Origin of the sequence: Pseudomonas sp. S07E 245 (genome assembly GCF_019599025.1) — a bacterium.
GTDB classification, from domain to species: Bacteria; Pseudomonadota; Gammaproteobacteria; order Pseudomonadales; family Pseudomonadaceae; genus Aquipseudomonas; species Aquipseudomonas shirazensis.
In genome coordinates, this window is the sequence record NZ_CP080625.1 from 434,679 (window position 1) to 457,819 (window position 23,141).

Below are 23,141 nucleotides of genomic sequence, written 5' to 3' on the forward strand. Positions count from 1 at the left end.
GCAACTCCTGTTCTACCCGACCGCTGGCAGTATCACGTCCCTGTGAAACCAGCGGTCAGTCGATGCGTTTGGCGGACTTGATGAACACCGGGTCAGCCGGGACATCACGCATGCCTTTTTTCACGGTGGTCTGCGAATTGACGATCTGATCGACCACTTCCATACCCTTGGTGACCTTGCCAAACACTGCATAGCCAGCGTCACGGCCCGGGTCGAGGAAGGCGTTGTCATTCACGTTGATGAAGAACTGGCTGGTGGCCGAGTTAGGGTTGGACGTGCGCGCCATCGACAAAGTGCCGCGGGTGTTGCGCAGGCCATTGCTGGCTTCGTTCTTGATCGGGTCTTTGGTGTCTTTCTGCACCATCTGCTCGGTGAAGCCACCGCCCTGCACCATGAAGCCCGGAATGACGCGGTGGAAGATGGTGTTGTTGTAGAAGCCGCTGTCCACGTACTGCAGGAAGTTCTTGGTGCTGATCGGCGCTTTTTCGGCGTTCAGCTCGATTTCGACCGGACCGAAGCTGGTGTCGAGCAGCACGTGCGGGGTCTTGTCCGAGGCCAGGACGCTAGTGGCAAAAGCAACCGAACAGGCAGCGAGCAGAATTTTTTTCAGCATGGGCTCAAAGATCCTTGAGAGGTGGAAACGCTAGTGAGGAACTGCAGCAGGGTCTGGTTGAAGACCTCGGCTTGATCAAGCGGCGTAGCGTGCCGCGAATCTTCGATTACCGCCAGCCTGGCGTGCGGGATCCGTTCGACGTAACGCTGTTTTAGTTGTACCGGTGTGTAATCGTGGTCGGCGGCGATCACCAGTGTCGGACACTGGATCTGGCCGATGCGTTCCGCCACGCCCCAGTCGACGATGGCGTCGAAGCTCTTCAGGTAGGCGCGCTTGTCGTTGCGCGCCCAGCGCTGGATCATCTTCTCCCGCAGGTCAGCCTGTTCGGGTTTGGGGAACAGGCGCGCGGCCAGGCCCTTGCCCACCGTCTCGACACTCAGGGCGCGGGCCAGGGCCCAGCGCTTGGCCCACCAGACCCAATCGCTGCGGGTGCGCCGTTTGACCTCGGGGGCGCTGTTGACGATGCACAGGCTGCGCAACCAGCGTGGGTGATCGACGGCGAACTGAAAGCCGATCATGCCCCCCATCGACAAGCCAACCAGGTGCACCGGGCCGGTCTGCAGGTGTTCGAGCAGGGCCAGCAGGTCTTCGCTGAAGGTTGCGATCTGGTAGCCGTCGGTGGGTTTGTCCGAGCGGCCATGGCCGCGGCTGTCGAGCAGGATCACCCGGTAGTGCTGACTCAGCAGCGGCACCTGCAGCTCCCAGTCGAGGCTGCTCGAACCGAGGCCGTGCAGCAGCACCAGCGGTTCGCCCTGACCGTATTGCTGGTAGTGCAGGGTGCAGCCTTCATGTTCGAAATAGGCCATGGGCGCGGGCTTCTCAGGCTTGTGGAGGGGCGGCGAAAGGCACATCCAGCGGCGCGGTGTCGAAGCTGCGCAGCAGATCGATGAGGATCTGCGTGGCCGGGCCGAGGGCTTTCTCTTTGCTCGAGTAAAGGTAGAACAGTGGGTGGCGACTGCCACCTTGATCCAGTTGCAATGGCTTGAGCAGCCCCTCGCGCAGCTCGCGCTCGATCATGTGCCGCGGCAGCCAGGCAAAGCCCAGACCGCTGCCGACAAAGGTCGCGGCGGTGCCCAGGCTACCGACTGTCCAGCGCTGCTCGGCGCCGAGCCAGCCGACATCTTTCGGTTGAGCGCGGCCGGAGTCGCGGATCACCACCTGCAACTGGCTTTCCAGATCCTGGAAGGTGATCTCGCGGCCCAGTCGGTGCAGGCTGTGTTCCGGGTGGGCGACGGCGATGAACTCGACCGAACTCAGCTCGGTGCCCAGGTAACCGCCGATGCTGAAGCTGCTGATGGCAAGGTCGGCGATGCCTTCGTGGAGCACTTCTTCGACCCCGGACAACACCTCTTCGCGCAGGCGCACGCGGCAGCCGCGGCTTTGCGGCATGAACGCGCTCAGTGCGCGCACCAGGCGGGCGCTGGGGTACGCTGCATCGACTACCAGGCGCACCTCGGCTTCCCAGCCTTGTTCCATATGATGGGCCAGGTCTTCCAGCTGACTGGCCTGCTTGACCAGGTGCCGCGAGCGCCGCAGCAGCACGTTGCCGGCTTCGGTCAGCACCGCCTTGCGCCCGTCGATGCGCAGCAGCGGCACGCCGAGTTGCTCCTGCATGCGCGCCACGGTGTAGCTGACCGACGATTGCGAACGGTGCAAGGCGTCGGCTGCCTGTGCAAACCCGCCGTGGTCGACCACTGCCTGCAGGGTTCGCCACTGATCAAGGGTTACGCGCGGCGCTTTCATCTTCGGCTCCTGTTGTCCTAAGCTGCGCTCTTTCAAGGAGAGCGCCCTGTGAAGAAATATTGTCTGGCTGTCTTGCTGTGCCTGCCATTGAGCGCAATGGCTTACCCGATCGATGTGACCAAGGACATCAGCGGGGTGAAGATCGACTACACCGCCTATGACACTGATCAGGACATCGGCAGCATTACCGTGAACAACTACGGCGAAGTGGCCGCGGCGTGCAAGGTCAACTTTCGCAACGGCCCGGAAGCGCCTCGCGTGCGGCGCGTAGTGGTGCCGGCAAACAAAAGCGTGGACGTGACCGCGAAGTTCAACCGGCAGATCATCAAGCTGCGCATCGCGCTGAGCTGTCAGCCGCAATAAAACGGATAAATCGATAGATTGGCTCTACTTTTTACGCTTTTTTATCGATAGGTCAACCTCTAATCTCGCCTCCATTGAATCGCACCCCGTTTATGCCAATGGAGGCAGCATGTCCCACGTATTGATCATCGAAAGCAGCGCCCGCCAGCAAGATTCCGTGTCGCGCCAGCTGACCCGCGACTTCATCCAGCAGTGGCAAGCGGCGCATCCTGGCGACCAGATCAATCTGCGCGACGTTGCCGCCAATCCGCTGCCGCACCTTGACGCCGACCTGCTCGGCGGCTGGATGAAGCCTGCGGAGCAACGCTCCATGCCTGAGCAGGAGGCTTTCGAGCGCTCCAACCAGCTGACTGACGAACTGCTCGCCGCCGACGTACTGGTGCTGGCGGCGCCGATGTACAACTTCACCATCCCCAGCACCCTCAAAGCCTGGCTGGACCATGTGCTGCGCGCAGGTACCACTTTCAAGTACACCCCGACCGGACCGCAGGGCTTGCTGCAAGGCAAGCGCGCCATCGTTCTGACTGCCCGTGGCGGCATTCATGCCGGTGCCGGCAGCGATCATCAGGAACCGTACCTGCGTCAGGCCATGGCCTTCATCGGCATTCACGACGTAGAGTTCATCCACGCCGAAGGGCTGAACATGAGTGGTGATTTTCACGAGAAGGGCGTCAACCAGGCCAAGGCCAGGCTGGCCGCGCTGGCGTGAGCCACTGAGGCTTGATGTTGCCCGCTGCAGATCTGTTGCCCAGGGTGGCGCAACCGGCTAAGGTCGCCGCCTTGATTTGCGAGAGAGCACCATGGGCTACCTGATTATCGTCGCGCTGATCCAGGCGTTTTCCTTCAGCCTGATCGGCGAGTATCTGGCCGGCAACGTCGACAGCTACTTCGCCGTACTGGCGCGGGTGCTGTTGGCCGGGCTGGTGTTTCTGCCGCTGACCCGCTGGCGCCAGGTCGAACCGCGCTTTTTGCGCTCGATGCTGCTGATCGGTGCCCTGCAATACGGCGTCACCTACGTCTGCCTGTACCTGAGCTTCCGCGTGCTGACTGTGCCCGAGGTGCTGCTGTTCACCATCCTCACGCCGTTGCACGTGACCTTGATCGAAGACGCCCTGAACCGACGCTTCAACCCTTGGGCGCTGGTGGCTGCACTGGTCGCAGTGGCGGGTGCGGCGGTGATCCGCATGGACAGCATCAGTGGCGAGTTCTTCATCGGCTTCCTGCTGCTGCAACTGGCCAACTTCACCTATGCCGCAGGTCAGGTGCTGTATCGCCACCTGATCGCCCGCAACCCTAGCGACTTACCTCACTACAGACGCTTCGGCTACTTCTACCTCGGCGCGCTGCTGGTGGTGCTGCCGGCGTTTCTGCTGTTCGGCAATGCCCAGCGCCTGCCGAGCACCGATGTGCAGTGGCTGGTGCTGTTGTTCCTGGGGCTGGTGCCGACGGCGCTGGGGCTGTACTGGTGGAACAAGGGCGCCTGCCTGGTTTCTGGCGCAACGCTTGCGGTGATGAACAACCTGCATGTGCCAGTGGGCTTGCTGCTCAACCTGCTGATCTGGAACCAGCACGAGCCGCTTGGGCGCTTGCTGATAGGTGGCTTGATGATTCTGGCCTCGGTCTGGCTCAGCCGGCTGGGCAGCAATCACGCTGCGCCAGCCGTTGGCGGGGTCAGGCGATAGCCTGACCTTGATAGCGCTCGGCGACGACGGACTGGCGAATCTCTGCCAGCAAGCCTTGCCGGGCAAGCTGCAGCGCATCCCAGCGTGCAGCGTCCTGCAGGGGCGGGATGGTCACCGGCTCGCGGCGATCGAAGCCGACCAGGGCAGCGTCGACCAGGTCGCCCACGGCCATCACCTCAGTCAGGGTATTGATGTCGATACCGGCACGATCCCAGATTTCCGTGCGTGTCGCTGCAGGCAGAACCGCCTGGACATAGACGCCCTTGGGCGCCAGTTCAAGGCTCAGCCCCTGTGACAGGAACAACACGAACGCCTTGGTCGCGCCGTACACGCTCATGCCGAATTCCGGCGCCAGGCCCACCACAGAACCGATATTGATGATCGCGCCGCTGCCGGCCTGCGCCAGCCGTGGCGCGATGGCGCTGGCCAGTCGAACCAGGGCGGTGGTGTTCAACGCGACCAGGTTGGCCACGCTGTCCGTTGATTGCTCGATAAAGCTGCCGGATTGCGCGGCGCCGGCGTTGTTGACGAGCAGGGTGATGCTGCTGTCATCGCGCAAGCGGGCTTCGACGGTCGCCAGGTCGCTGCTTTGCGTCAAGTCAGCCTGAATCACGTCGATGGCCACGGCATATTGCTGGCTCAGCGTTGCGGCGAGGGCATCCAGGCGGGTCTTGTCACGGGCTACCAACACCAGATCATGGCCGCGCTGGGCGAAGCGCTCGGCGTAGGTTGCGCCGATGCCAGAAGAAGCGCCGGTGATCAGTACGGTTTCAGCATTGTTCATGGACGAGTACTCAAGGTGAGTGGCTGTTGGGACAGTCAGATGGGGAAGCGGTTTTATGATGTCGACCATAATCAAAACTGTCAACGGTTTTGATTATGGTCGACATCATAGTATGATGACCCATCGTTACGAAGTCCCGAGGCGCCCCATGAAGATCACCAAGACGCAATCACTCGCCAATCGCGCGCATATCGTCGAGACGGCTTCGCAGCTGTTTCGTGAACGCGGCTACGACGGTGTGGGTGTGGCCGAGCTGATGGCCACTGCCGGGTTCACGCAAGGGGGGTTCTACAAGCACTTTGGCTCAAAGGCCGACCTGATGGCCGAAGCGGCAGCGCTCAGCCTGGAGAGGTCTGCCGCCGGTGCGTGCACTATTGGCCTGGAGGAGTTCGTCAATCGCTACGTCTCCCGCGCCCACCGAGATGGCAGAGACACAGGCTGCACCGTTGCAGCCTTGGGTGGCGATGCTGCTCGCCAGTCCGATGAGGTCAAGGCGACCTTCGCCAGCGGCATCGAAAAGACCCTTGCAGCCCTTGAAGAGAAGTACCGGGCGGGGACAGGGGCGACGCCCGAGCAGGCGCGCGCCAAAGTCGTGAGCCTGTTTACTCATGCCGTGGGTGCCGTCATGTTGTCGCGGGCGTGCCCGGATGACTCAGCACTGGCAGACGAAATACTGCAAGCGTGCCGGGCCGAGCTGCTGGATGCGCTGGCTGCCGACTGAGCAAGGCTTGCGCGGCTGCGCAAACCTTGTGGTCAATTTCTTGGCGATCAGCTGGCGTGGTGCGGCAGCGGTGACAAGCCACTGCTCTTGATCGCCGCATCTGCCTGAGGCGAAGCGAGGTATTCAAGCAGTGCCTTGGCCGCTGCCTGATGCTGGCTTTTGCTGACCATGGCGCCGGAATACATGGTCATCTTCTGTGCCTCGGCCGGGATCAAGCCAACGATGTCGATGCCCGGTACCGGCTTGAGTTCGCTGAGCTGCTGAAAGCCGATCTGCGCCTGCCCGCGAGCGACCACCGCACCGACCGGTTCGGCCGGGATCATGTGGGCTTTGGCATTGAACTCCGACCCCAGCTGCATACGTGGGAACAACGTCCTGGACAGATAAACACCGCTGGCGCTGTCCGAATAGGCGACCGATTTGCTCTCCACCAGCACCTTGCGCAGGTTCTGCATCGTGCTGATGTCCGGCTTCGGCTCGCCTCGACGCACGGCCATGGCAATGAACGATTTGCCCAGGTCGACGCGGCTGGCCTTGTCTGCCTGGCCGTCAGCGACCAGAGTGTCCAGCGCCGAGCCGACCATCAGGACCACGTCAGCATCCTCACCCTTGGCCAGCCTGTTGGGGATCGCCTGCGGGGTGTCGCCCATCGACGGCGCCGCCAGAACATTCAGTTTGACCCCGAACTTTTTCTGGTAAGCCGGCGCCACTTCGCGAATCGCACCCATGATGCCGCCCGAGCTGAGCACGGTCAGGGTGTTCGCGTCGCCAGGTACGGCTTCAGCTGCCGAGCACGCGAAGGTGGCCAGCAACAGTGCCGCGCAGGACATCGTTCGAAGCATGGGAATGTTCTCCGGATCAAAAGAATCCAGATTACTGAGGCGCAGCCCCCGGTTCAGTTAACGGGCCGTGAAGGATGTTTCATGTTCTGAGCAAGCGGCGTGAACGACTATTGCCTATGTCGGTACAGCAGGGCAGACGCTGCGGCATCGGGCACTGGCTTGCGAGGTGATAAATCGCGGGCAAAAGAAAGCCCGCTGCTAGGCGGGCAAGTTCAATCACACGTAGGGATAGCTAGAGATTGCGCCCCTTACCGTGAAAATTAAGTGAAAGTGAAGTCAACACGCCGTCAGATTTCACACACCAGTCCGATGCCAGCTGTAGCGTTCAAATGGCTGCAGATTCAGCCTCTGAAGTAGGGTTTGGATATGGCGATTGATAACAAAGACGCATCAATCCATGAAAATTAAACACTAACTGTTTCAAAATGTGTCCCGCATACTCTAGTTTAGAGCGTAACAAGCATTTTAAGAATATCGCTGGAGATCCGTCATGCATGCTTCATCCCCCGCTGCGGGCACTGCCCGTTCCCGCGCCGCAGCCGTGTTCCGCGTCACCTCGGGTAATTTTCTCGAGCAGTTCGACTTCTTCCTGTTCGGCTTCTACGCCACTCAGATTGCAACCGCATTCTTTCCTGCGGCGAGTGAATTCGCTTCCCTGATGATGACCTTTGCGGTGTTCGGCGCGGGCTTCCTCATGCGCCCGCTGGGCGCCATTGTGCTCGGTGCCTACATCGATGACGTGGGCCGGCGCAAAGGTTTGATCGTGACCCTTTCGATCATGGCCAGCGGTACGCTGTTGATCGTGCTGGTGCCCGGATACGCCAGCATTGGCCTGTGGGCACCGGCCCTGGTCTTGCTCGGACGGCTGCTGCAGGGCTTCTCGGCTGGCGCCGAATTGGGCGGGGTGTCGGTCTACCTGTCGGAAATGGCCACGCCTGGGCGCAAGGGCTTCTACACCAGCTGGCAGTCCGGCAGCCAGCAAGTGGCGATCATCGTTGCCGCAGCACTGGGCTACGGCTTGAACCAGTGGTTGGCGCCTGAGCAGATCAGTGAATGGGGCTGGCGCGTACCGTTTGCCGTGGGTTGCATGATCATCCCGTTCATCTTCCTGCTGCGGCGCAGCCTGCAGGAAACCGAAGAGTTCGCCAATCGCGCCCATCGTCCGACCATGAAGCAGGTGGTGGCAACACTGGCCAGCAACTGGGGTGTTGTCATCGGCGGCATGTTGATGGTGGCAATGACCACCAGCGCCTTCTACCTGATCACCGTGTATGCACCGACCTTCGGCAAGACCGTACTCAACCTGACCACCACCGACGCCTTGCTGGTGACGCTGCTGGTCGGCGTATCGAACTTCTTCTGGTTGCCCATCGGCGGCATGCTCAGCGACCGCTTCGGGCGCAAGCCGATGATGATAGCGATGACCGTGCTGACGCTGTTCACCGCTTACCCGGCGCTGTCGTACCTGGCTCAGGCAGCGAGCTTCTCGCACATGCTTGAAGTGCTGCTGTGGTTCTCGTTCCTCTATGCGCTCTACAACGGCGCAATGATCCCGGCGCTGACCGAGATCATGCCGGTCGAGGTGAAAGTGGCCGGGTTCTCGCTGGCTTACAGCCTGGCCACGGCGTTGTTTGGCGGCTTCACCCCAGCCATGTCGACCTGGCTGATCCACCTCACCGGTGACAAGGCTGCGCCGGCGTACTGGGTAACCTTCGCTGCTGGCTGCGCGTTGTGTGCCACGCTGGTGTTGTACCGCCGGGTCAAGACCGCTCAGCCACACGCGGCGGTTTGATCGGGTTATGACGCTTGGCGGCTCAGCTGCCAGGCATCAGCCCGATGCGTCTTCCTGGAAGCCCCACTCTGGGCGAGCAAAGCCAATAGCCACTGGCTCACCAAGGTGAGTTTTCTCGTGGCTGTCAAAGTCAGTGTAAGTGTCTGGCGCAGCACACTTATGCCAGCGGCACCCTGAGAACTGAGGTGGGTATGCTGAAGACGCTTGGTTTGACAAAAAATTGCAGGCAAAAGAAAGCCCGCTGCTAGGCGGGCTAAGGTCTATCACGTAGGGATGGGTATAGACTGCCAAGTCGCTCGTGAAAACTAAGTGAAAGGCAGGTCAATGGAGTGTCAGACCTGTGCCACTTTTGCCTCGGATGCCTCTGGAGAATCGCCATGGCTGATGCAAGCAACGATGATCGTCCCGTGTACCAGGCCGCCTGCCATTGCGGGACTGTGCAGTTTTCAGTGCGCTTGACCGATGGTGTGCGTACTGCGCGCCGGTGCAACTGCTCGCTCTGCCGTATGCGCGGTGCCGTTGCGGTATCAGCCAACCTGGACGATATCACTGTCACCCAAGGGCAAGAGGCGCTCACGCTTTATCAGTTCCACACGCGTGAAGCCAAGCACTACTTCTGCTCCAAGTGTGGCATCTACACCTTCCATCAGCGCCGTTCTGCGCCTGATCAGTACGGGGTCAATGTGGCCTGTATTGAAGGCATGAGCCCGTTTGATTTCCCTGAGGTGACTGTCAGTGATGGCCGCACTCACCCTAAAGACCGCTTAGATGGGGGCTCGCGAGTGGCAGGCTGGCTGCGCTACGAGAGCAATCCTGAGTGATTATCCAGCTTGTCTACTCGGCTTCCGAAACTGCCGGTTGATCGATGCTATCAGCGTGGACAGCGCGCTGCCCTGCTCGGGCTGCGTCTGCAGCAGCTTCAAGCCTGCGCAGCGATACTGGCTTTGCTTTGGAACATGGCGGTGTCAGCCTTGAAAATCAAATCGTCGAGGTCTTCACCATCTTCCGGATACCACGCCACCCCTAGGCTGGCGCTAACCTTGATTTGGCTGTTTCCCCATGGAATGGGCAAGGCGACGGCTTCGCAGATTTCCCCGGTGACGCGCTGGATATCGTTTCGGTGATGCGCGCCGTCGAGCAGCACGACAAATTCATCACCGCCCATGCGCGCCGCTATTTCAAACTCGCAAATATTGGATTTGATTGCCGAGGCTGCGTGGATCAGCATGGCATCGCCCGCCTGGTGGCCATAACGATCATTGATCTGCTTGAAGTGATTCAAGTCGATATAGCACAAGGCCAGATGCTCTCCACGCTTCTTTGCGTCGAGCAGCCTCTGACTAGCGAAGGGAATAAAACTATTTCGATTTGGTAAGCCAGTCAGGCTGTCATAGAAAGCCAGCTTGTGTACTTCCTCTTGTGCGAGTTTGCGCAACTTTATCTCGTTGCGTAGATGGCGCTGGGCATTCAACAGAATCAGAGCGAACATCAGGACAAGCGCAGAGCCGATGCTGACCAGAACAATGGTCTTGCGCAGTCGCTCGACGAGTTGCGGCGGGTTGGGGTCGTAGATGAAGTTTTCCAATCCGGCAATACTGTCGACCATGCCCAGTTCGAGGAAAGTCTCAGCCATACGTTGCCAGCGCCCTGGGTTCATATGACCGATCTCGATCAGGTCAGATACCACTAGCGGACGCATGGCCTCAGCTTCGAATTGCAAGTGCGCGCGACTTTTCTCCACCGAATACTGATTGAGCAGCAGGTCTATGATTTGCTCTGGGTTATCCATCGCGTAGCGCCAGCCGCGCAGCGTGGCGCGGCGGAAGGCCTCGACGCGCTGTGGATGCTCGTCAATCTCGGCCTGGCTGGTGAACAGGATGTCGCTGTAGAAGTCGATCCCGTAAGTAACGGGCGAGATGATGTTGTATGCCACGCCCCGTTCTTGCAGGTAGAAGGGCTCGTTGGTCAGGTATGAGTTGAACGCCGTCACTTTACCGCTGGCCAGATCCCCAATTTGAAAACTGCTGGGTATCAGCTGTAGTTTTTCGAGGGCTATACCTTCGCTACGGAACATCGCCAGAAAATCGGCATCTGTCTGCGCATTCATCAGCATCAACGGCTTCCCGATCAGGTCGTGCACAGTGCGAACACCTTGATCTGTACGAGCCACGAGCACAGAAGGTGAGTGCTGAAAAATCACCGCCAGAGCTACCAAGGGCTTTCCATGCAGGCGTGCGTAGAGCAATTCACTATTGGCTTCGCCGTACTGGGCACGCCCAGAGAGCACTTCTTCGACCGGTGTGACATTGGGGCCGCCTTCGTGCAAGCGCACGTCCAGCCCTTCTTCCTGGTAATAGCCCTGAGCGATGGCGGCGTAGTAGCCCGCGAACTGGAACTGATGTTTCCAACGTAGCTGTACATCAATCACTTGCGCAGCACTATTGTCTTGAGTGACAGGGCTCGCCCACGCAGCCTGAGCCGACAGCAGCACAAAACACAGCAGTCGACGCAGCCGAACCAGCAGAACTCTCTCCGGCCGGTCGAGCGCGTTAGAACAGCAACGGAGGCTGGGCATCGTGAAGGTCCGTTAATCGCGCTCATGGTTGAGCGTGCAAGGCGTTGCAGGGCATGGGTCGGCATTGTGACATCGCGCATGCAGGGCCAGCAATCGCCAGCCACGATGACCAAAGCGGCCGTTATCTTTGCTTCGGCGTGGCTGGCGCCTGATTCCCTCTAACAGGCAACTACTGGCCAAAAAGGGTCGGTCGGGCCCGACAGCTTTCGACCCCAAGCGGCTGTTCGCCCAGGCCGGCTAACGGTTAACAGCTGCCACCTACACACCACTGCTACCCTTTCGCTGAATTTGGATCGACGCGTAAGGAGGGAAAATGTTGAAGGATGCCTACCGCTATAAAGTGTGGGCCGATGAGCGCACCTTGGCCGCTTTGGCAGACTTTGAAGGAAAGGGCCAGGCCACGCCAGCGTTCGAATTCATGCGCCAACAGCTCAACCATATGGTCATAGTCGAGGAATTGTTCAAAGCTCGCCTGCTGGGCGAGCAAGCGCCGCATCCTGCAACTAATACCGCGGTCATTCCTGATCTGCACGCCCTCACACAGCGCCTGACCGCATGCGACGCGTGGGCCACCGATTACCTGGCGCGCATTACCCCGACGGAGCTTTGCAGCACTGTAAGTTTTGTGTTTTCGGATGGGCAGCATGGGACGTTGACGCGCCAGGAAATCCTCTTCCACCTCATCAACCACGGCACCTATCACCGGGGCGCGATTGGCCATGCGCTTGATCTGGTCGGAGGCAAACGTCCGGCTGATACCTACACCGTGTTCATTCATCGCGCCGAACCGCAGCGTCGCCAGTCGGCATCTGGATAGACGCGACATCCAGTGTTTCGAGATCTTCTGCTGGTGTCAGCGAAAGCCAGAGGGGAGCATGACTTCGCGGCAACCGACGCCGAGTTTGAGCTGATCAACTACTACTTTCAGTCGTCCAGCGAAGGAGAAGGTCTCGAGATCGAAACACACTGAACCTGACCGCTTCGGCATTAAATCCAATGTCCGCAATCTACCCATAGCGGCCATTCGCGGAAGACAGTTACCGACCAGAGGCGGACGCTCAAGACTGGTTACTTTCGGCCAATTGCTGCCATTCGGCCCCGTTTTGAGGGGCAGACGAGAATGTTAAAAATGAATCGCCCCGAGTTTCATAGATGCCTTCGAGCCTCAGGGATACCAGCCCAGTCCCAGTGGGACTGTCCGCTTTTGGCCGATTTCTGCCCTCCTTGAAGGGCAGCTATGGGTCGAAAGCGGTCATCCTCGACCCTCTGGTTTAGACCCTTCACAGCCAGTCGTGTAAGGCTGCAATTACTTCTGCTCCAAATGCGGAATCAATGTCTTCCACCAGCGCCGTCCTGCGCCAGATTAGGACGGGGTCAATGCGGCTTGTATTGAACGCCCTGACCAAGAATCGCAGGCAAAAGAAAGCCCGCTGCTAGGCGGGCCAAGGTCTATCACGTAGGGATGGCTATAGATTGCCAAGTGGTTCGTGAAAACTAAGTGAAAGGCAGGTCAACGGACCGTCAGACCTGCGATTTGGCGCAAATTTCACGCCTCACTCATCTCTTCCAGCCGCCGCGGCGCCGGCTCAGGCGCCGCACGCCCGGCCAGGCCAATCCGCATGTCATTACCACTCGGCTGCTGATAAACACTCAGGCCGAACTCCGGCAGCACCGCCAGTAGATAGTCGAACACATCGCCCTGAATCCGCTCGTACTCGGCCCACGCGGTCGTGCGGGTAAAGCAGTAGATTTCCAGTGGCACGCCTTCGGCGGTGGGCTGCATCTGGCGGACCATGCAGGTCATATTCGGGTGCACGTCGGGGTGGGCTTTCAGGTAGGCCAGGGCAAACGCGCGGAAGGTGCCGATGTTGGTCAACTTGCGTCGGTTGGCCGAGAGGTCGGCGACCAGGCCCTGGGCTTCGTTCCAGTCCTGCAGCTCTTTGCGCTTGCTCGCCAGGTAGTCGCCCAGCAGGCGTACGCCGGCCAGGCGCTGCTCTTCTTCGAGGGTGAGGAAGCGTACGCCGGCGGCGTCGATGAACACGCTGCGTTTGATCCGGCGGCCGCCGGATTGCTGCATGCCGCGGTAGTTGCGGAACGACTCGCTCATCAGGCGCCAGGTGGGGATGGAGACGATGGTCTTGTCGAAGTTCTGCACCTTGACCGTGTGCAGGGTGATGTCGACCACGTCACCGTCGGCGCCGACCTGAGGCATTTCGATCCAGTCGCCGACATGCAGCATGTCGTTGCTGGTCAACTGTACGCTGGCGACGAACGACAGCAGGGTGTCTTTATAGACCAACAGCAGTACCGCCGACATGGCGCCCAGGCCCGATAGCAGCAATAACGGCGAGCGGTCGATCAGGGTGGCAATGATGACGATGATGCTGAATACCCACAGCACCATCTTGGCCAGTTGCACGTAGCCTTTGATCGAGCGGGTGCGGGCGTGTTCGGTGCGCGCATAGATGTCGAGCAGGGCATCGAGCAGGCATGCCAGCGCCAAGGTCATGAACAGCAGGGTGAAGGCCAGCGCGACGTTGCCCAGGAAGTGCTGGGCGGTGGCGCCGAGCTCCGGCACCAGCTTCAGGCCGAACTGGATGATCAGCGACGGCGTGGTTTGCGCGAGGCGATGAAATACCTTGTTGTGGCGCAGGTCGTCGAACCACCTGAGGGCTTGTTGGCGGGCCAGCAGGCGGCTGGCATGCAGCACCAGAAACCGCGCCAGGCGGCCGAGAATCAGCGATACCAGCAGCAGTACACCCAGGCCAATGGCGGCGTGCAAGGTCGGGTGTTGGTCGAGAGTGCCCCAGAGATCAAGGGCGTTGAACCAGAGTCGTTGAATGTCCATAGGCTAAAAAAGCGGTCTGTATTGCGGAACGAGGGTCAATTAGAGCGCGGATCGGGGCAAAGTTGCCAAAAGAAATTCGGTTCTGGCGGCGGAAAACGGTACCCTATGCAACTTGAATTTACGCACTTGCCCGAGGTTACCCCCGTGTTTTCCCAATTCGCCCTGCATGAACGCATCCTTAAAGCCGTGGCCGAGCTGAAATTTGTCGAGCCGACTCCGGTACAGGCGGCGGCCATCCCCTTGGCGTTGCAAGGGCGAGACCTGCGGGTAACGGCACAAACCGGTAGCGGCAAGACCGCTGCGTTCGTCCTGCCGATGCTCAACCGCCTGGCTGACCTGGGCGGCCCGCGCGTCGAGATCCGTGCGCTGATCCTGCTGCCGACCCGTGAGCTGGCTCAGCAGACCCTCAAGCAGGTCGAGCTGTTCTCTCAGTTCACCTACATCAAGTCGGGTTTGGTCACCGGCGGTGAAGACTTCAAGGAACAAGCGGCCATGCTGCGCAAGGTGCCGGACGTGCTGATCGGCACCCCAGGGCGCCTGCTCGAGCAGCTCAACGCCGGCAACCTCGACCTGTCGCATGTGCAGGTGCTGGTACTGGACGAAGCCGACCGCATGCTCGACATGGGTTTTGCCGAAGACATGGAGCGTCTGTGCAAAGAGTGCGAGAACCGCGAGCAGACCCTGCTGTTCTCTGCCACCACCGGCGGCGCCGCGCTGCGCGATATCATCGGCAAGATCCTCAAGGATCCAGAGCACCTGATGCTCAACAGCGTCTCGCAGCTGGCTGAGGGCACCCGTCAGCAGATCATCATGGCTGACCATGACCAGCACAAAGAGAAGATCATCCACTGGCTGCTGGACAACGAAACCTTCCAGAAGGCGATCATCTTCACCAACACCCGCGTAGCTGCCGACCGTGTCTATGGTCACCTGGTGGCCAAGGACATCAAAGCGTTCGTGTTGCACGGTGACAAGGACCAGAAAGACCGCAAACTGGCCATCGAGCGCTTCAAGCAAGGCGGCTCCAAGGTGCTGGTAGCAACCGACGTAGCGGCCCGTGGCCTGGACATCGACGGCCTCGATCTGGTGATCAACTTCGACATGCCGCGCAGCGGTGACGAGTACGTACACCGTATCGGCCGTACCGGCCGTGCGGGTGGGGAAGGTCTGGCGATCTCGCTGATCACCCATAACGACTGGAACTTGATGTCCAGCATCGAGCGCTACCTCAAGCAGCAGTTCCAGCGCCGCCTGATCAAGGAAGTCAAAGGCACTTACAACGGGCCGAAGAAGGTCAAGGCGTCCGGCAAGGCCGTCGGCGTCAAGAAGAAAAAAGTCGACAAGAAGACCGGCGAGAAGAAGGCTGCTGCCAAGCGCAAGCCAACTGCCAAGCCGCGTCCTAACGCGCCATTGGCCAGTGTCGATGGCATGGCTCCGCTGAAAAAGCGCGCGCCCAAGCCAGAGTAAGTCCCTCCGGGGTCGCGTTCGCGGCCCCTGATCTGCGCCCGCCCTTCAGCGGCGGGCTGCAGTTGATCTAGCCGCAGGCGTTGCGACTGATCACTCCGCTTTCTTCTCCGCAGTTTTCAGCTCCTGCAGACGATGCTCGATCAGCTGGCACTTGTCCGGCACATCCTTGCTTTCAGTCGCCAGGTCCATGCCCTGCAACTCGTCGTTGATTTCCTTGGCCTTTTGCGGGTTTTGCTCAGTCAGTTGGCTGACCACCTTGGCCAGCTCTTCGCGTTTGGCGGTGGCTTCTTCCGGCGTGCAGGCCCAGCTTGGCAGGGCGATGCACAGACCGACAGCAATTGCACAGCTGCTTAGGATTTTCACGGGTTGACCTCCTTGTTGGCGTTATCCGGTTGAGGGGCCAGCGGCTGGAAAGTTCATGTGGTCAGGCCTTCTGAACGCTTGCCAACACCCGCATGTCCCACTCTGTATACCTCTTTCCGTCCACAGCAAGGAGCCATCGCCATGAGCCACTACGACTGGGATTTGATCGAACGCCTGTTGCACGAAGTGCAAAACGGCGCTGAACAAAGCTTCACGCCTCGCCCTTACGCCGAACAACACGCCGCCGCGCTGGCTGCCAAAGGCCAGCCGGTGGGTGACCTGGACCAGCTGAAAACCCGCGCCTGCGAATACGAAAAGCTTCTGCTCGATCGCGGCTACATTGCAAGCCGCCCGGAAGAAGAGGGCGGTAACGGTGAAAATTTCGTGCTCACCGAGCGTGGTTCGCGCCTGCTCAGCATGATCGACAGCAGCATCCCCGGCTTCGAGCATCCGCGTCAGGTGTTGGATGAGCAAGCCGATGCGCTGGATCAGCCGACCTTCGATCACGTGTCGTCGAAGGCGCAAATCGCTGGCGGTGCAATTTAGGCTGGCCGGGCCGGGCTTCGGCGTCCGATAATCGCAGTCTGATCCACTTATCTGCCGAGCCTTGCCCATGCCTGCGTATCACACCGAGGCCCGCCTATGAGCGCGGCCCGCAAGAACCCTGATGCCTTTGCCCTGCAATTGATGCTCGGTTTGTGTCTGATCTGGGGCAGTCAGCAGGTCATGATCAAATGGGCCGCTGCGGATATCGCGCCAGTGATGCAGGCGGCGTTTCGCTCTGGCATCGCTGCGCTGCTGGTCGGCCTGCTGATCTGCTGGAGGGGCGGCTGGGGGCAGGTGGGTAGCACTTGGCGTGCGGGGTTGCTGGCGGGCGCTTTGTTTGGCCTGGAATTCATGTTCATTGCCGAGGGGCTCAAGCTGACCTCGGCGGCACATATGTCGGTGTTCCTGTATACCGCGCCGATTTTTACCGCCTTGGGTTTGCACTTCATGCTGCCCAGCGAGCGCCTCAGGTTGCTGCAGTGGCTGGGCATCCTGCTGTCGTTCGCGGGTATTGCGTTAGCGTTTGCGGGAGGCGTGCAGCTGGATCAGATTGATGGGCGAACGCTGCTGGGTGATGCCTTCGGTGTGCTGGCTGGCTTGGCCTGGGGAGCTACTACTGTGGTCGTGCGCGGCTCGCGGTTGTCTGAAGCGCCGGCGACCCTGACCTTGTTCTATCAGTTGATGGTGGGTTTTGTCGGATTGCTGATGATTGCTCTGCTCACTGGGCAGATCGGCATGGTCACGCTTACGCCGCTGGCGATGGGCAGTGTGTTTTTCCAGGGCGTGGTGGTGTCGTTTGTCAGTTACCTGACCTGGTTCTGGTTGTTGCGGAAGTACCTGGCTTCGAACCTTGCGGTGTTCTCTTTCATTACTCCGCTGTTTGGCGTGACCTTTGGCGTGCTATTGCTGGGTGAGCCGTTGAGCGTGAATTTTGTGCTCGGTGCGTTGATGGTTTTAGCCGGAGTAGTGTTGGTCAGCGCTGAGCCTTGGGTGCGTCGGCAGTTGCGCAAGGTGGTTGGTTGAGGCGGTTAAATGTCGCAGCAACCCCCCTCCAAACGCCGCTTGCAACAGGGAGAAACAGTTGACCGGCGGTCGGAACAGCCCGCCGCTGCTTGATCCCTGTCAAAATCGGCCTTATGTATAGGATTAGACGCATGCGTAATGCAGGACATAGGACTATGATCTGTATGAAACATCGAATGATCGATTTGCCGTGAGGCTGACCCGTGAAGGGGGCACTATGAAAACACCACTGTTCAACTGGCTCCATGACCTGGCTGTCGCCTTGGGTCTGATACCGCCACCGCTGCAACCGGTGCCGATCCCCACCGACGAAGAGCAGCGCAAACGCCAGCCTCGTCGCCGTTGAAACGAACAGGCCGCCGCATTTGACTATGCAGCGGCCTTTGTCTTTTCAGCGCAGTGCAGTCAAATCAGGCCAGATTTGCGCTAGCCACCGGCCGCCGCGACAGCAGGCTGACCAGCACAAAGCTCACCAGGCCAACCGCCAGGCTGTAGTAGATCGGCGTATTGGCATCCAGGCCATCCTTGACCATGAACAACAGCGCGGTGGCAAAGCCCAGCGACATGCTGGCGATGGCTCCTGCGGTAGTTGCGCGTTTCCAGAAAATTGCGCCCATCAGCGGGATCAGCATGCCGCCCACCAACAGGTTGTAGGCCAAGGTCAGAGCGCTGATTACATCATTCACTGCCAGGGCGATGGCCAACACCACCAGGCCGGTGAGTAGGGTGAACAAGCGGCTGGTGGCCAGGCTCGATTGCTTGCCACCGCGCAGCTTGGGCAGCAGGTCTTCGGTGACCGTGGTCGAGGCCGCCAGCAGGCCGGCACTCGCGGTCGACATCATCGCCGCCAACGCGGCAGCCATCAGCAGGCCGCGAATGCCGTCAGGCAGGGTGGTCTTGATCATGGCGGCGAAGGCGTTGTTGGGGTTGGCCAGGTCCGGCAGCAGCACATGTGCCGCCATGCCGATCAGTGCGCAGGCCAGGCCGTACAACACGCAGTAGATACCCGCAGTGGTACCGGCGCGCTGGCAGACTTTTTCATCCCGCGCGGTGAACACCCGCTGCCAGATATCCTGGCCTATGAGGATGCCGAAGAAGTAAATCAGGAAGTAGGTGAGGATGGTGTCCCAGCCGATGGTGGTCCAGTTGAAGCTGGACGCCGGCAGTTGCGCCACCAGTTGATCCCAACCGCCGACCTTGTACAGGCACACCGGCAGCAGGATGAACATCAGGCCGACGGTCTTGATCACGAACTGAACGATGTCGGTCAGGGTCAGCGACCACATGCCGCCAATGGTCGAGTAGATCACCACCACGCCACCGCCGAGCAGCACCGACAGCCAGAACGGCAGGTCGAGCAGCACTTGCAGCACGGTGCCCATGGCCAGGGTTGAGGTCACTCCGATCATCAAGGCATAGGCCAGCATGATCAGCGCGCTGGCCTGGCGCGCCATCGGGTTGTAATGCCGCTCCAGCACCTGGGTCACGGTGAAGATGCGCAGGCGCAGCAGCGGTTTGGCCAGGAACAGGTTCAGCGCAATGATGCCCAGACCCAGTGCGGCGCAGAGCCAGAAGCCGGAGATGCCGTGTACATAGCCCAGGCGGACGGTGCCGACGGTCGATGCGCCGCCGAGGACGGTGGTGGCCATGGTGCCCATGTACAAGGTCGGGCCGAGGTTGCGCCCGGCCACCAGGTAGTCTTCATGGGTTTTCGCGCGGCGCATGCCGTACCAGCCCAGAGCGAGCATGCCGGCGGCATAGATCAATACAACGATGATGTCCAAGGCCATTGGGGGTCTCCCGATTATCATTATTATGGCGAGATCAAGTGCCCGGGCAGCCTCACGGTGCCCGGCGGTATCAGCAAGTACGGGTGGGCCTGTCACTGGCCCATGCAAGCAGCGCGACTGCAATCGAGCGCGCTGTCGACATCCTTAGCGGCGCGCTACTCCTGGCAGTACGCAAAGCATTTCAAACAGCAGGTTGGCGCCCAGCAGCGAGGTGTTGCCGGTGGTGTCGTAAGGTGGGGAGACCTCGACCAGGTCACAGCCGATCAGGTCCAGGCCCTGACAGCCGCGGATGATTTCGATGGCCTGAATGGTGGTCAGGCCGCCAATTTCCGGGGTGCCGGTACCGGGCGCCCAGGCCGGGTCGATGCCATCGATGTCGAAGGACAGATATACCGGGCCACCCGCGACCTTCTCACGCACTTCAGCCATCAACGGCTCCAGCGACTTGTGCCAGCACTCTTCGGCCTGCACTACGCGAAAGCCCTGGCGGCGGCTCCAGTTGAAGTCATCGGCCGTGTAGCCCTGGGCGCGCAGACCAATCTGCACGACCCGGTCGCAATCGAGCAGACCTTCTTCGACGGCGCGGCGGAAGGTGGTGCCGTGGGCGATCTTCTCGCCGAACATGTGGTCGTTGACGTCGGCGTGGGCATCAATGTGCACCAGGCCGATCTTGCCGTGTTTTTTATGCAGCGCGCGCAGAATCGGTAGGGTGATGGTGTGGTCACCGCCCAAGGTCAGCGGGATCACGTTGTGTTCGACGATGGTGTCGTAGGCTTCTTCGATGATGCGCACGGCATCCAGCAGATTGAAGGTGTTGATCGCCACATCGCCGATATCGGCAACCGACAGCGAGTCGAAGGGCGCGGCGCCGGTGGCCATGTTGTAGGGGCGGATCATGACTGATTCGGCGCGGATCTGGCGCGGGCCGAAGCGGGTGCCGGAGCGCAGCGAGGTGCCGATGTCCAGCGGCACGCCGACAAACGCGGCGTCCAGGCCTTCAGGGCTTTGCAGGTGGGGCAAGCGGAGCATGGTGGCGATGCCGCCGAAACGCGGCATTTCGTTGCCGCCCAGTGGTTGGTGCAGAGTCTTGTCCACAGTGGGCCTCATCAGTCGGTCGATTGTTATGGTTGTTCGAACCTGGGCCAACATGCTGCAACTGAGCGCAGCGGGCGGCGAGCAGGGTCATTGCGGGCAGTCTGCGCAAGCTGGTGGCCGAGAAGAATCGCTACCGACAAATACTTAGTTCAGGAATCTCTGAACTAAAGGTCGCCGCCAAGGTAGACTCCGCCCATTGCCACTTGCCCATTGCCACTGCGGACCGATCACCACCATGGCCTCGTCACTGCCCGACCCGAAACTGCTGCGGATCTTTGTCAGCGTGGTACGCCACCAGGGCTTTGCAAATGCCCAACGTGAGCTGAACCTGTCGACGTCGGCCATCAGCACCTACATGAGCCAGCTGGAGGCGGGGTTAGGCATCGTGCTCTGCCACCGTGGCCGCGGTGGCTTCAGCCTGACCAGCAAGGGCGAGCTGTTCCACCAGGAGACGCTGCGCCTGCTGGCCGAGCTGGATGGTTTTGAACAGTACGCCGCGGCGCTCAAAGGTGAATTACGTGGCACGCTCAACCTTGGCGTGCTCGACTCGACCGTAGGCGATCGCGCCTTGCCGCTGGCAGAGGCGATTGGCGCCTACAGCCAGGAGCATCCGGCCGTGCACCTGCACTTGTCGGTGTCCAGTCCATACGAGCTGCAGCTGGGGGTGCAGGACAACCGCCTGGACCTGGCCATCGGTGCGTTTTCTTCGCGCATGAGCGGTCTGGTCTATCAACCGCTGTATCGCGAGCAGCATTGGCTTTACTGCAGCAACCGCCATTCGTTGTTCGCCGAGAGGCGGATTCCGGAGCCCGTCATTACCCAGCAGCGCATGGTTGGGCGAGGCTACTGGAGCCAGGCCGAGCTGGCCCGGCACGGCTTCAAGCACAGCGCGGCAACGGTGGAAAGCATGGAGGCGCAGCTGATCCTGATCCTGTCCGGCGCCTATATCGGCTATCTGCCCGAGCACTATGCACAGGCGTGGGTCGACAAGGGCGATTTGCGCGTATTATCGCCCGCCACATTTGGTTACCAAGCCCCGTTCTCCCTGATCATCCGTCGCGGCCGTAGCCGCGAACCATTGATTCAGACCTTCCGTGATTTGCTCAAAAGTCAGCTGAACGTCAGCTGATAAACGCTTGGATGAATGCACTCCGTCAGGAACGGTAAATTTCCTACAAAAGTGCCTGCTGACAGGCTTTCGCTCTGCTAAATATTGATTGGCCCCTGATGAATTTCCATCGTTTGCACACGCAAGGATTGCCTTGATGCGCCTGAACTTGCCCGTTACCGAGCATGAAAGAACCTTCCCCAACGAACAGCGGCTTATTTCCACTACCGACCTCAATAGCCGCATTACCTATTGCAACGACGCATTCGTGGCCATCAGCGGTTTTACCTACGATGAACTGGTCGGACAAACCCACAATCTGGTGCGCCATCCAGATATGCCGGCGCCGGTATTTGCGCTGATGTGGGACACCATCAAACAGGGCAAACCGTGGATGGGCGTGGTCAAGAACCGCGCCAAGAACGGTGACTTCTATTGGGTCAGCGCGTATGTCACGGCGGTGTACGAAAACGGCCGCATCAGTGGTTATGAGTCGGTCCGCTCGGTGCCCAGCCGTGAACAGATCAGCCGTGCGGAACGGCTATACGCCCGCCTGCGCAGTGGCCAGCGCGCAGTGTCGTGGTCGACGCGTGTGCTGCACGGGGTTGGCCAGAGCTGGCCAATACTGGCCGCTGCTGCGCTGTCTACTGCAGGCTATCTCTGGCTCGCGCCGCAGGCTGCGATCGCCGTGCTGCTGGCCAGCCTGCTGGGTGCCGGCTATATGCTGAACCGCCTGCACGCTCGCGCTCTGCAGCGCACCCTGGACGAACACCCGAAAGCCTTCACCGACCCGTTGGTGGCCCTGACCTACAGCAATAACCGCGGCCTGCATGGCCAGCTGGACCTGGCCATCATCAGCGAAGAGGCGCGCTTGCAGACGGCGCTGACCCGCCTGGTCGATGCAGGTGTCGGGGTCAAGGCACGCGCAGCGCAGTCTGCTGGGTTGTCCGATGCCCAGGCGCAGATGCTTGATCGCCAGCGCAGCGAAACCGAGCAATCGGCCACCGCCATTGCGCAGATGGCTGCGACTATCCAGGAGGTTTCGCAAAACGTGCAGAGCACTGCCCATGCTGCCGGTGACGCTGACCAACTGGCCCAGCACGGCAGCCAGCTGGCTCAGCAAAGCCTGCAGGCGATGGGCAGCATGAGCGAGGCGGTCAATGACATCGGCCAGGCCGTGCACGCCTTGGCTCAGCAGACCCAGTCGATTGGCAGCGTGGTCGATGTGATCACGTCGATTGCCGAACAGACCAACCTGCTGGCGCTTAACGCGGCTATCGAAGCTGCCCGCGCGGGCGAGCAGGGCCGTGGCTTTGCCGTGGTCGCCGACGAGGTGCGCTCACTGGCCCAGCGCACGCGCACCTCGACCGACGAGATTCACCAGATCATCAGCAGCCTGCGTGCGGGCGCCGAGCGTGCGGTGTCGTCGGCTAGCCGTGGTGAACAGATCTCCCGCGACAGCGTGCACAGTGTCGAAGCGGTGCGTGAGGCGCTGAGCGGCATTGCCCAGGCGGTCAGTCGCATTACCGGCATGAGCCAGCAGATGGCGACTGCTTCGGAACAGCAAAGCCACGTCGCCGAAGACATCAACCAGCAGATCACGCGCATATCCCACCTGTGCGACGAGAGTGCCGGACAGGCCAGGCAGGGCGCCGAGATCAGCCAGGACCTGGAGCAGATGGCCGAGTACCTGCACAGCCTGGCCGAACGTTTCAACCGCTGACCACCTCCCGAACCCACATGGACGTGGGCGCTGTATGTTCTTCTCGAGTGGCTATGGCACACT

The 23,141-nt window shown here is 60.5% G+C and carries 23 protein-coding genes and 1 pseudogene; 14 read left to right on the top strand and 10 right to left on the bottom strand.

The window, feature by feature from the left end; genetic code table 11:
* Positions 1 to 55 precede the first annotated feature (55 nt).
* Genes K3F44_RS02075 through K3F44_RS02085 form a run of 3 tightly spaced genes read right to left on the bottom strand, consistent with a single transcriptional unit; the run spans position 56 to position 2,356 of the window.
* Positions 56 to 613 (bottom strand): peptidylprolyl isomerase, encoded by a 558-nt coding sequence (locus K3F44_RS02075; protein ID WP_101317577.1) that lies wholly within the window; start codon positions 611 to 613, stop codon positions 56 to 58.
* Positions 607 to 1,419, bottom strand: a complete 813-nt coding sequence (locus K3F44_RS02080) for an alpha/beta fold hydrolase (RefSeq protein ID WP_101317579.1) — start codon at positions 1,417 to 1,419, stop codon at positions 607 to 609. The genes K3F44_RS02075 and K3F44_RS02080 overlap by 7 nt, the downstream gene beginning before the upstream one ends.
* A gap of 13 nt (positions 1,420 to 1,432) precedes the next feature.
* Positions 1,433 to 2,356 (bottom strand): LysR family transcriptional regulator, encoded by a 924-nt coding sequence (locus K3F44_RS02085; protein ID WP_103436513.1) that lies wholly within the window; start codon positions 2,354 to 2,356, stop codon positions 1,433 to 1,435.
* A 48-nt stretch (positions 2,357 to 2,404) separates the two neighbouring features.
* Here K3F44_RS02085 and K3F44_RS02090 point away from each other — a divergent pair, with 48 nt between their 5' ends.
* The 3 genes from K3F44_RS02090 to K3F44_RS02100 all read left to right on the top strand — a co-directional run bounded on the left by K3F44_RS02090 (position 2,405) and on the right by K3F44_RS02100 (position 4,401).
* Entirely contained in the window at positions 2,405 to 2,719 is a 315-nt protein-coding gene (locus K3F44_RS02090; RefSeq protein ID WP_220633253.1) for a 3-phosphoglycerate kinase, read from the top strand.
* Positions 2,720 to 2,828: 109 nt separating this feature from the next.
* On the top strand, positions 2,829 to 3,428 hold the full coding sequence (locus K3F44_RS02095) for an FMN-dependent NADH-azoreductase (RefSeq protein WP_220633254.1): 600 nt from the start codon (positions 2,829 to 2,831) through the stop codon (positions 3,426 to 3,428).
* A gap of 91 nt (positions 3,429 to 3,519) precedes the next feature.
* The gene (locus tag K3F44_RS02100; RefSeq protein ID WP_188035583.1) at positions 3,520 to 4,401 is read left to right on the top strand and encodes a carboxylate/amino acid/amine transporter; all 882 of its coding nucleotides are present in this window, start codon (positions 3,520 to 3,522) and stop codon (positions 4,399 to 4,401) included.
* Here the strand turns inward: K3F44_RS02100 and K3F44_RS02105 are convergent.
* Entirely contained in the window at positions 4,391 to 5,185 is a 795-nt protein-coding gene (locus tag K3F44_RS02105) for an SDR family oxidoreductase (protein ID WP_220633255.1), read from the bottom strand. The two genes, K3F44_RS02100 and K3F44_RS02105, sit on opposite strands and share 11 nt — an antisense overlap.
* A 148-nt stretch (positions 5,186 to 5,333) precedes the next feature.
* Here K3F44_RS02105 and K3F44_RS02110 point away from each other — a divergent pair, with 148 nt between their 5' ends.
* Positions 5,334 to 5,906, top strand: a complete 573-nt coding sequence (locus K3F44_RS02110) for a TetR/AcrR family transcriptional regulator (RefSeq protein ID WP_188035585.1) — start codon at positions 5,334 to 5,336, stop codon at positions 5,904 to 5,906.
* A 47-nt stretch (positions 5,907 to 5,953) separates the two neighbouring features.
* Here K3F44_RS02110 and K3F44_RS02115 read toward each other — a convergent pair whose 3' ends face one another.
* Entirely contained in the window at positions 5,954 to 6,748 is a 795-nt protein-coding gene (locus tag K3F44_RS02115; RefSeq protein ID WP_220633256.1) for a substrate-binding domain-containing protein, read from the bottom strand.
* Between the two features lie 490 nt (positions 6,749 to 7,238).
* Between K3F44_RS02115 and K3F44_RS02120 the strand changes: the two genes are divergently transcribed.
* Together K3F44_RS02120 and K3F44_RS02125 are read left to right on the top strand one after the other, a co-directional pair.
* Positions 7,239 to 8,540, top strand: coding sequence for an MFS transporter (locus tag K3F44_RS02120; RefSeq protein ID WP_220633257.1), 1,302 nt, complete (start codon positions 7,239 to 7,241; stop codon positions 8,538 to 8,540).
* Between the two features lie 377 nt (positions 8,541 to 8,917).
* Positions 8,918 to 9,361, top strand: a complete 444-nt coding sequence (locus K3F44_RS02125) for a GFA family protein (protein WP_188035587.1) — start codon at positions 8,918 to 8,920, stop codon at positions 9,359 to 9,361.
* Between the two features lie 98 nt (positions 9,362 to 9,459).
* On the opposite strand, the gene K3F44_RS02130 is transcribed toward K3F44_RS02125, so the two are convergent.
* Positions 9,460 to 11,115, bottom strand: coding sequence for a GGDEF domain-containing protein (locus tag K3F44_RS02130; RefSeq protein WP_220633258.1), 1,656 nt, complete (start codon positions 11,113 to 11,115; stop codon positions 9,460 to 9,462).
* Between the two features lie 313 nt (positions 11,116 to 11,428).
* On the opposite strand from K3F44_RS02130, the gene K3F44_RS02135 reads away from it, so the two are divergent.
* Together K3F44_RS02135 and K3F44_RS24705 are read left to right on the top strand one after the other, a co-directional pair.
* The gene (locus tag K3F44_RS02135; RefSeq protein WP_101317603.1) at positions 11,429 to 11,932 is read left to right on the top strand and encodes a DinB family protein; all 504 of its coding nucleotides are present in this window, start codon (positions 11,429 to 11,431) and stop codon (positions 11,930 to 11,932) included.
* Between the two features lie 30 nt (positions 11,933 to 11,962).
* A pseudogene (locus tag K3F44_RS24705) lies at positions 11,963 to 12,085 on the top strand (ATP-binding protein); the annotation flags it as partial.
* Positions 12,086 to 12,661: 576 nt separating this feature from the next.
* Here K3F44_RS24705 and K3F44_RS02140 read toward each other — a convergent pair.
* Positions 12,662 to 13,963, bottom strand: a complete 1,302-nt coding sequence (locus K3F44_RS02140) for a mechanosensitive ion channel family protein (RefSeq protein WP_101317617.1) — start codon at positions 13,961 to 13,963, stop codon at positions 12,662 to 12,664.
* A 105-nt stretch (positions 13,964 to 14,068) separates the two neighbouring features.
* Between K3F44_RS02140 and K3F44_RS02145 the strand changes: the two genes are divergently transcribed.
* Complete coding sequence (locus tag K3F44_RS02145; RefSeq protein WP_101317619.1) at positions 14,069 to 15,430, top strand: DEAD/DEAH box helicase; 1,362 nt, start codon at positions 14,069 to 14,071, stop codon at positions 15,428 to 15,430.
* 90 nt (positions 15,431 to 15,520) lie between these two features.
* On the opposite strand, the gene K3F44_RS02150 is transcribed toward K3F44_RS02145, so the two are convergent.
* Positions 15,521 to 15,793, bottom strand: a complete 273-nt coding sequence (locus tag K3F44_RS02150; RefSeq protein WP_101317621.1) for a hypothetical protein — start codon at positions 15,791 to 15,793, stop codon at positions 15,521 to 15,523.
* A gap of 141 nt (positions 15,794 to 15,934) precedes the next feature.
* Between K3F44_RS02150 and K3F44_RS02155 the strand changes: the two genes are divergently transcribed.
* From K3F44_RS02155 to K3F44_RS24710, 3 genes are all read left to right on the top strand, one after another.
* The gene (locus K3F44_RS02155; protein WP_103436572.1) at positions 15,935 to 16,339 is read left to right on the top strand and encodes a transcriptional regulator; all 405 of its coding nucleotides are present in this window, start codon (positions 15,935 to 15,937) and stop codon (positions 16,337 to 16,339) included.
* Positions 16,340 to 16,435: 96 nt separating this feature from the next.
* The gene (locus K3F44_RS02160) at positions 16,436 to 17,362 is read left to right on the top strand and encodes a DMT family transporter (protein WP_220633259.1); all 927 of its coding nucleotides are present in this window, start codon (positions 16,436 to 16,438) and stop codon (positions 17,360 to 17,362) included.
* Between the two features lie 217 nt (positions 17,363 to 17,579).
* The gene (locus K3F44_RS24710; protein WP_256585700.1) at positions 17,580 to 17,708 is read left to right on the top strand and encodes a PA1414 family protein; all 129 of its coding nucleotides are present in this window, start codon (positions 17,580 to 17,582) and stop codon (positions 17,706 to 17,708) included.
* A gap of 64 nt (positions 17,709 to 17,772) precedes the next feature.
* On the opposite strand, the gene K3F44_RS02165 is transcribed toward K3F44_RS24710, so the two are convergent.
* Both K3F44_RS02165 and speB read right to left on the bottom strand, forming a co-directional pair.
* Positions 17,773 to 19,152 (bottom strand): sodium:solute symporter, encoded by a 1,380-nt coding sequence (locus K3F44_RS02165; RefSeq protein WP_220633260.1) that lies wholly within the window; start codon positions 19,150 to 19,152, stop codon positions 17,773 to 17,775.
* A gap of 144 nt (positions 19,153 to 19,296) precedes the next feature.
* Positions 19,297 to 20,247 carry an agmatinase gene (gene speB / locus K3F44_RS02170; protein WP_101317629.1) on the bottom strand — a complete coding sequence of 317 codons (951 nt, stop codon included), beginning with the start codon at positions 20,245 to 20,247 and terminating at the stop codon, positions 19,297 to 19,299.
* A gap of 235 nt (positions 20,248 to 20,482) precedes the next feature.
* On the opposite strand from speB, the gene K3F44_RS02175 reads away from it, so the two are divergent.
* Both K3F44_RS02175 and K3F44_RS02180 read left to right on the top strand, forming a co-directional pair.
* Positions 20,483 to 21,376 carry a LysR family transcriptional regulator gene (locus K3F44_RS02175; RefSeq protein WP_101317631.1) on the top strand — a complete coding sequence of 298 codons (894 nt, stop codon included), beginning with the start codon at positions 20,483 to 20,485 and terminating at the stop codon, positions 21,374 to 21,376.
* 136 nt (positions 21,377 to 21,512) lie between these two features.
* Entirely contained in the window at positions 21,513 to 23,078 is a 1,566-nt protein-coding gene (locus K3F44_RS02180) for a PAS domain-containing methyl-accepting chemotaxis protein (protein ID WP_220633261.1), read from the top strand.
* Positions 23,079 to 23,141: the final 63 nt, after the last annotated feature.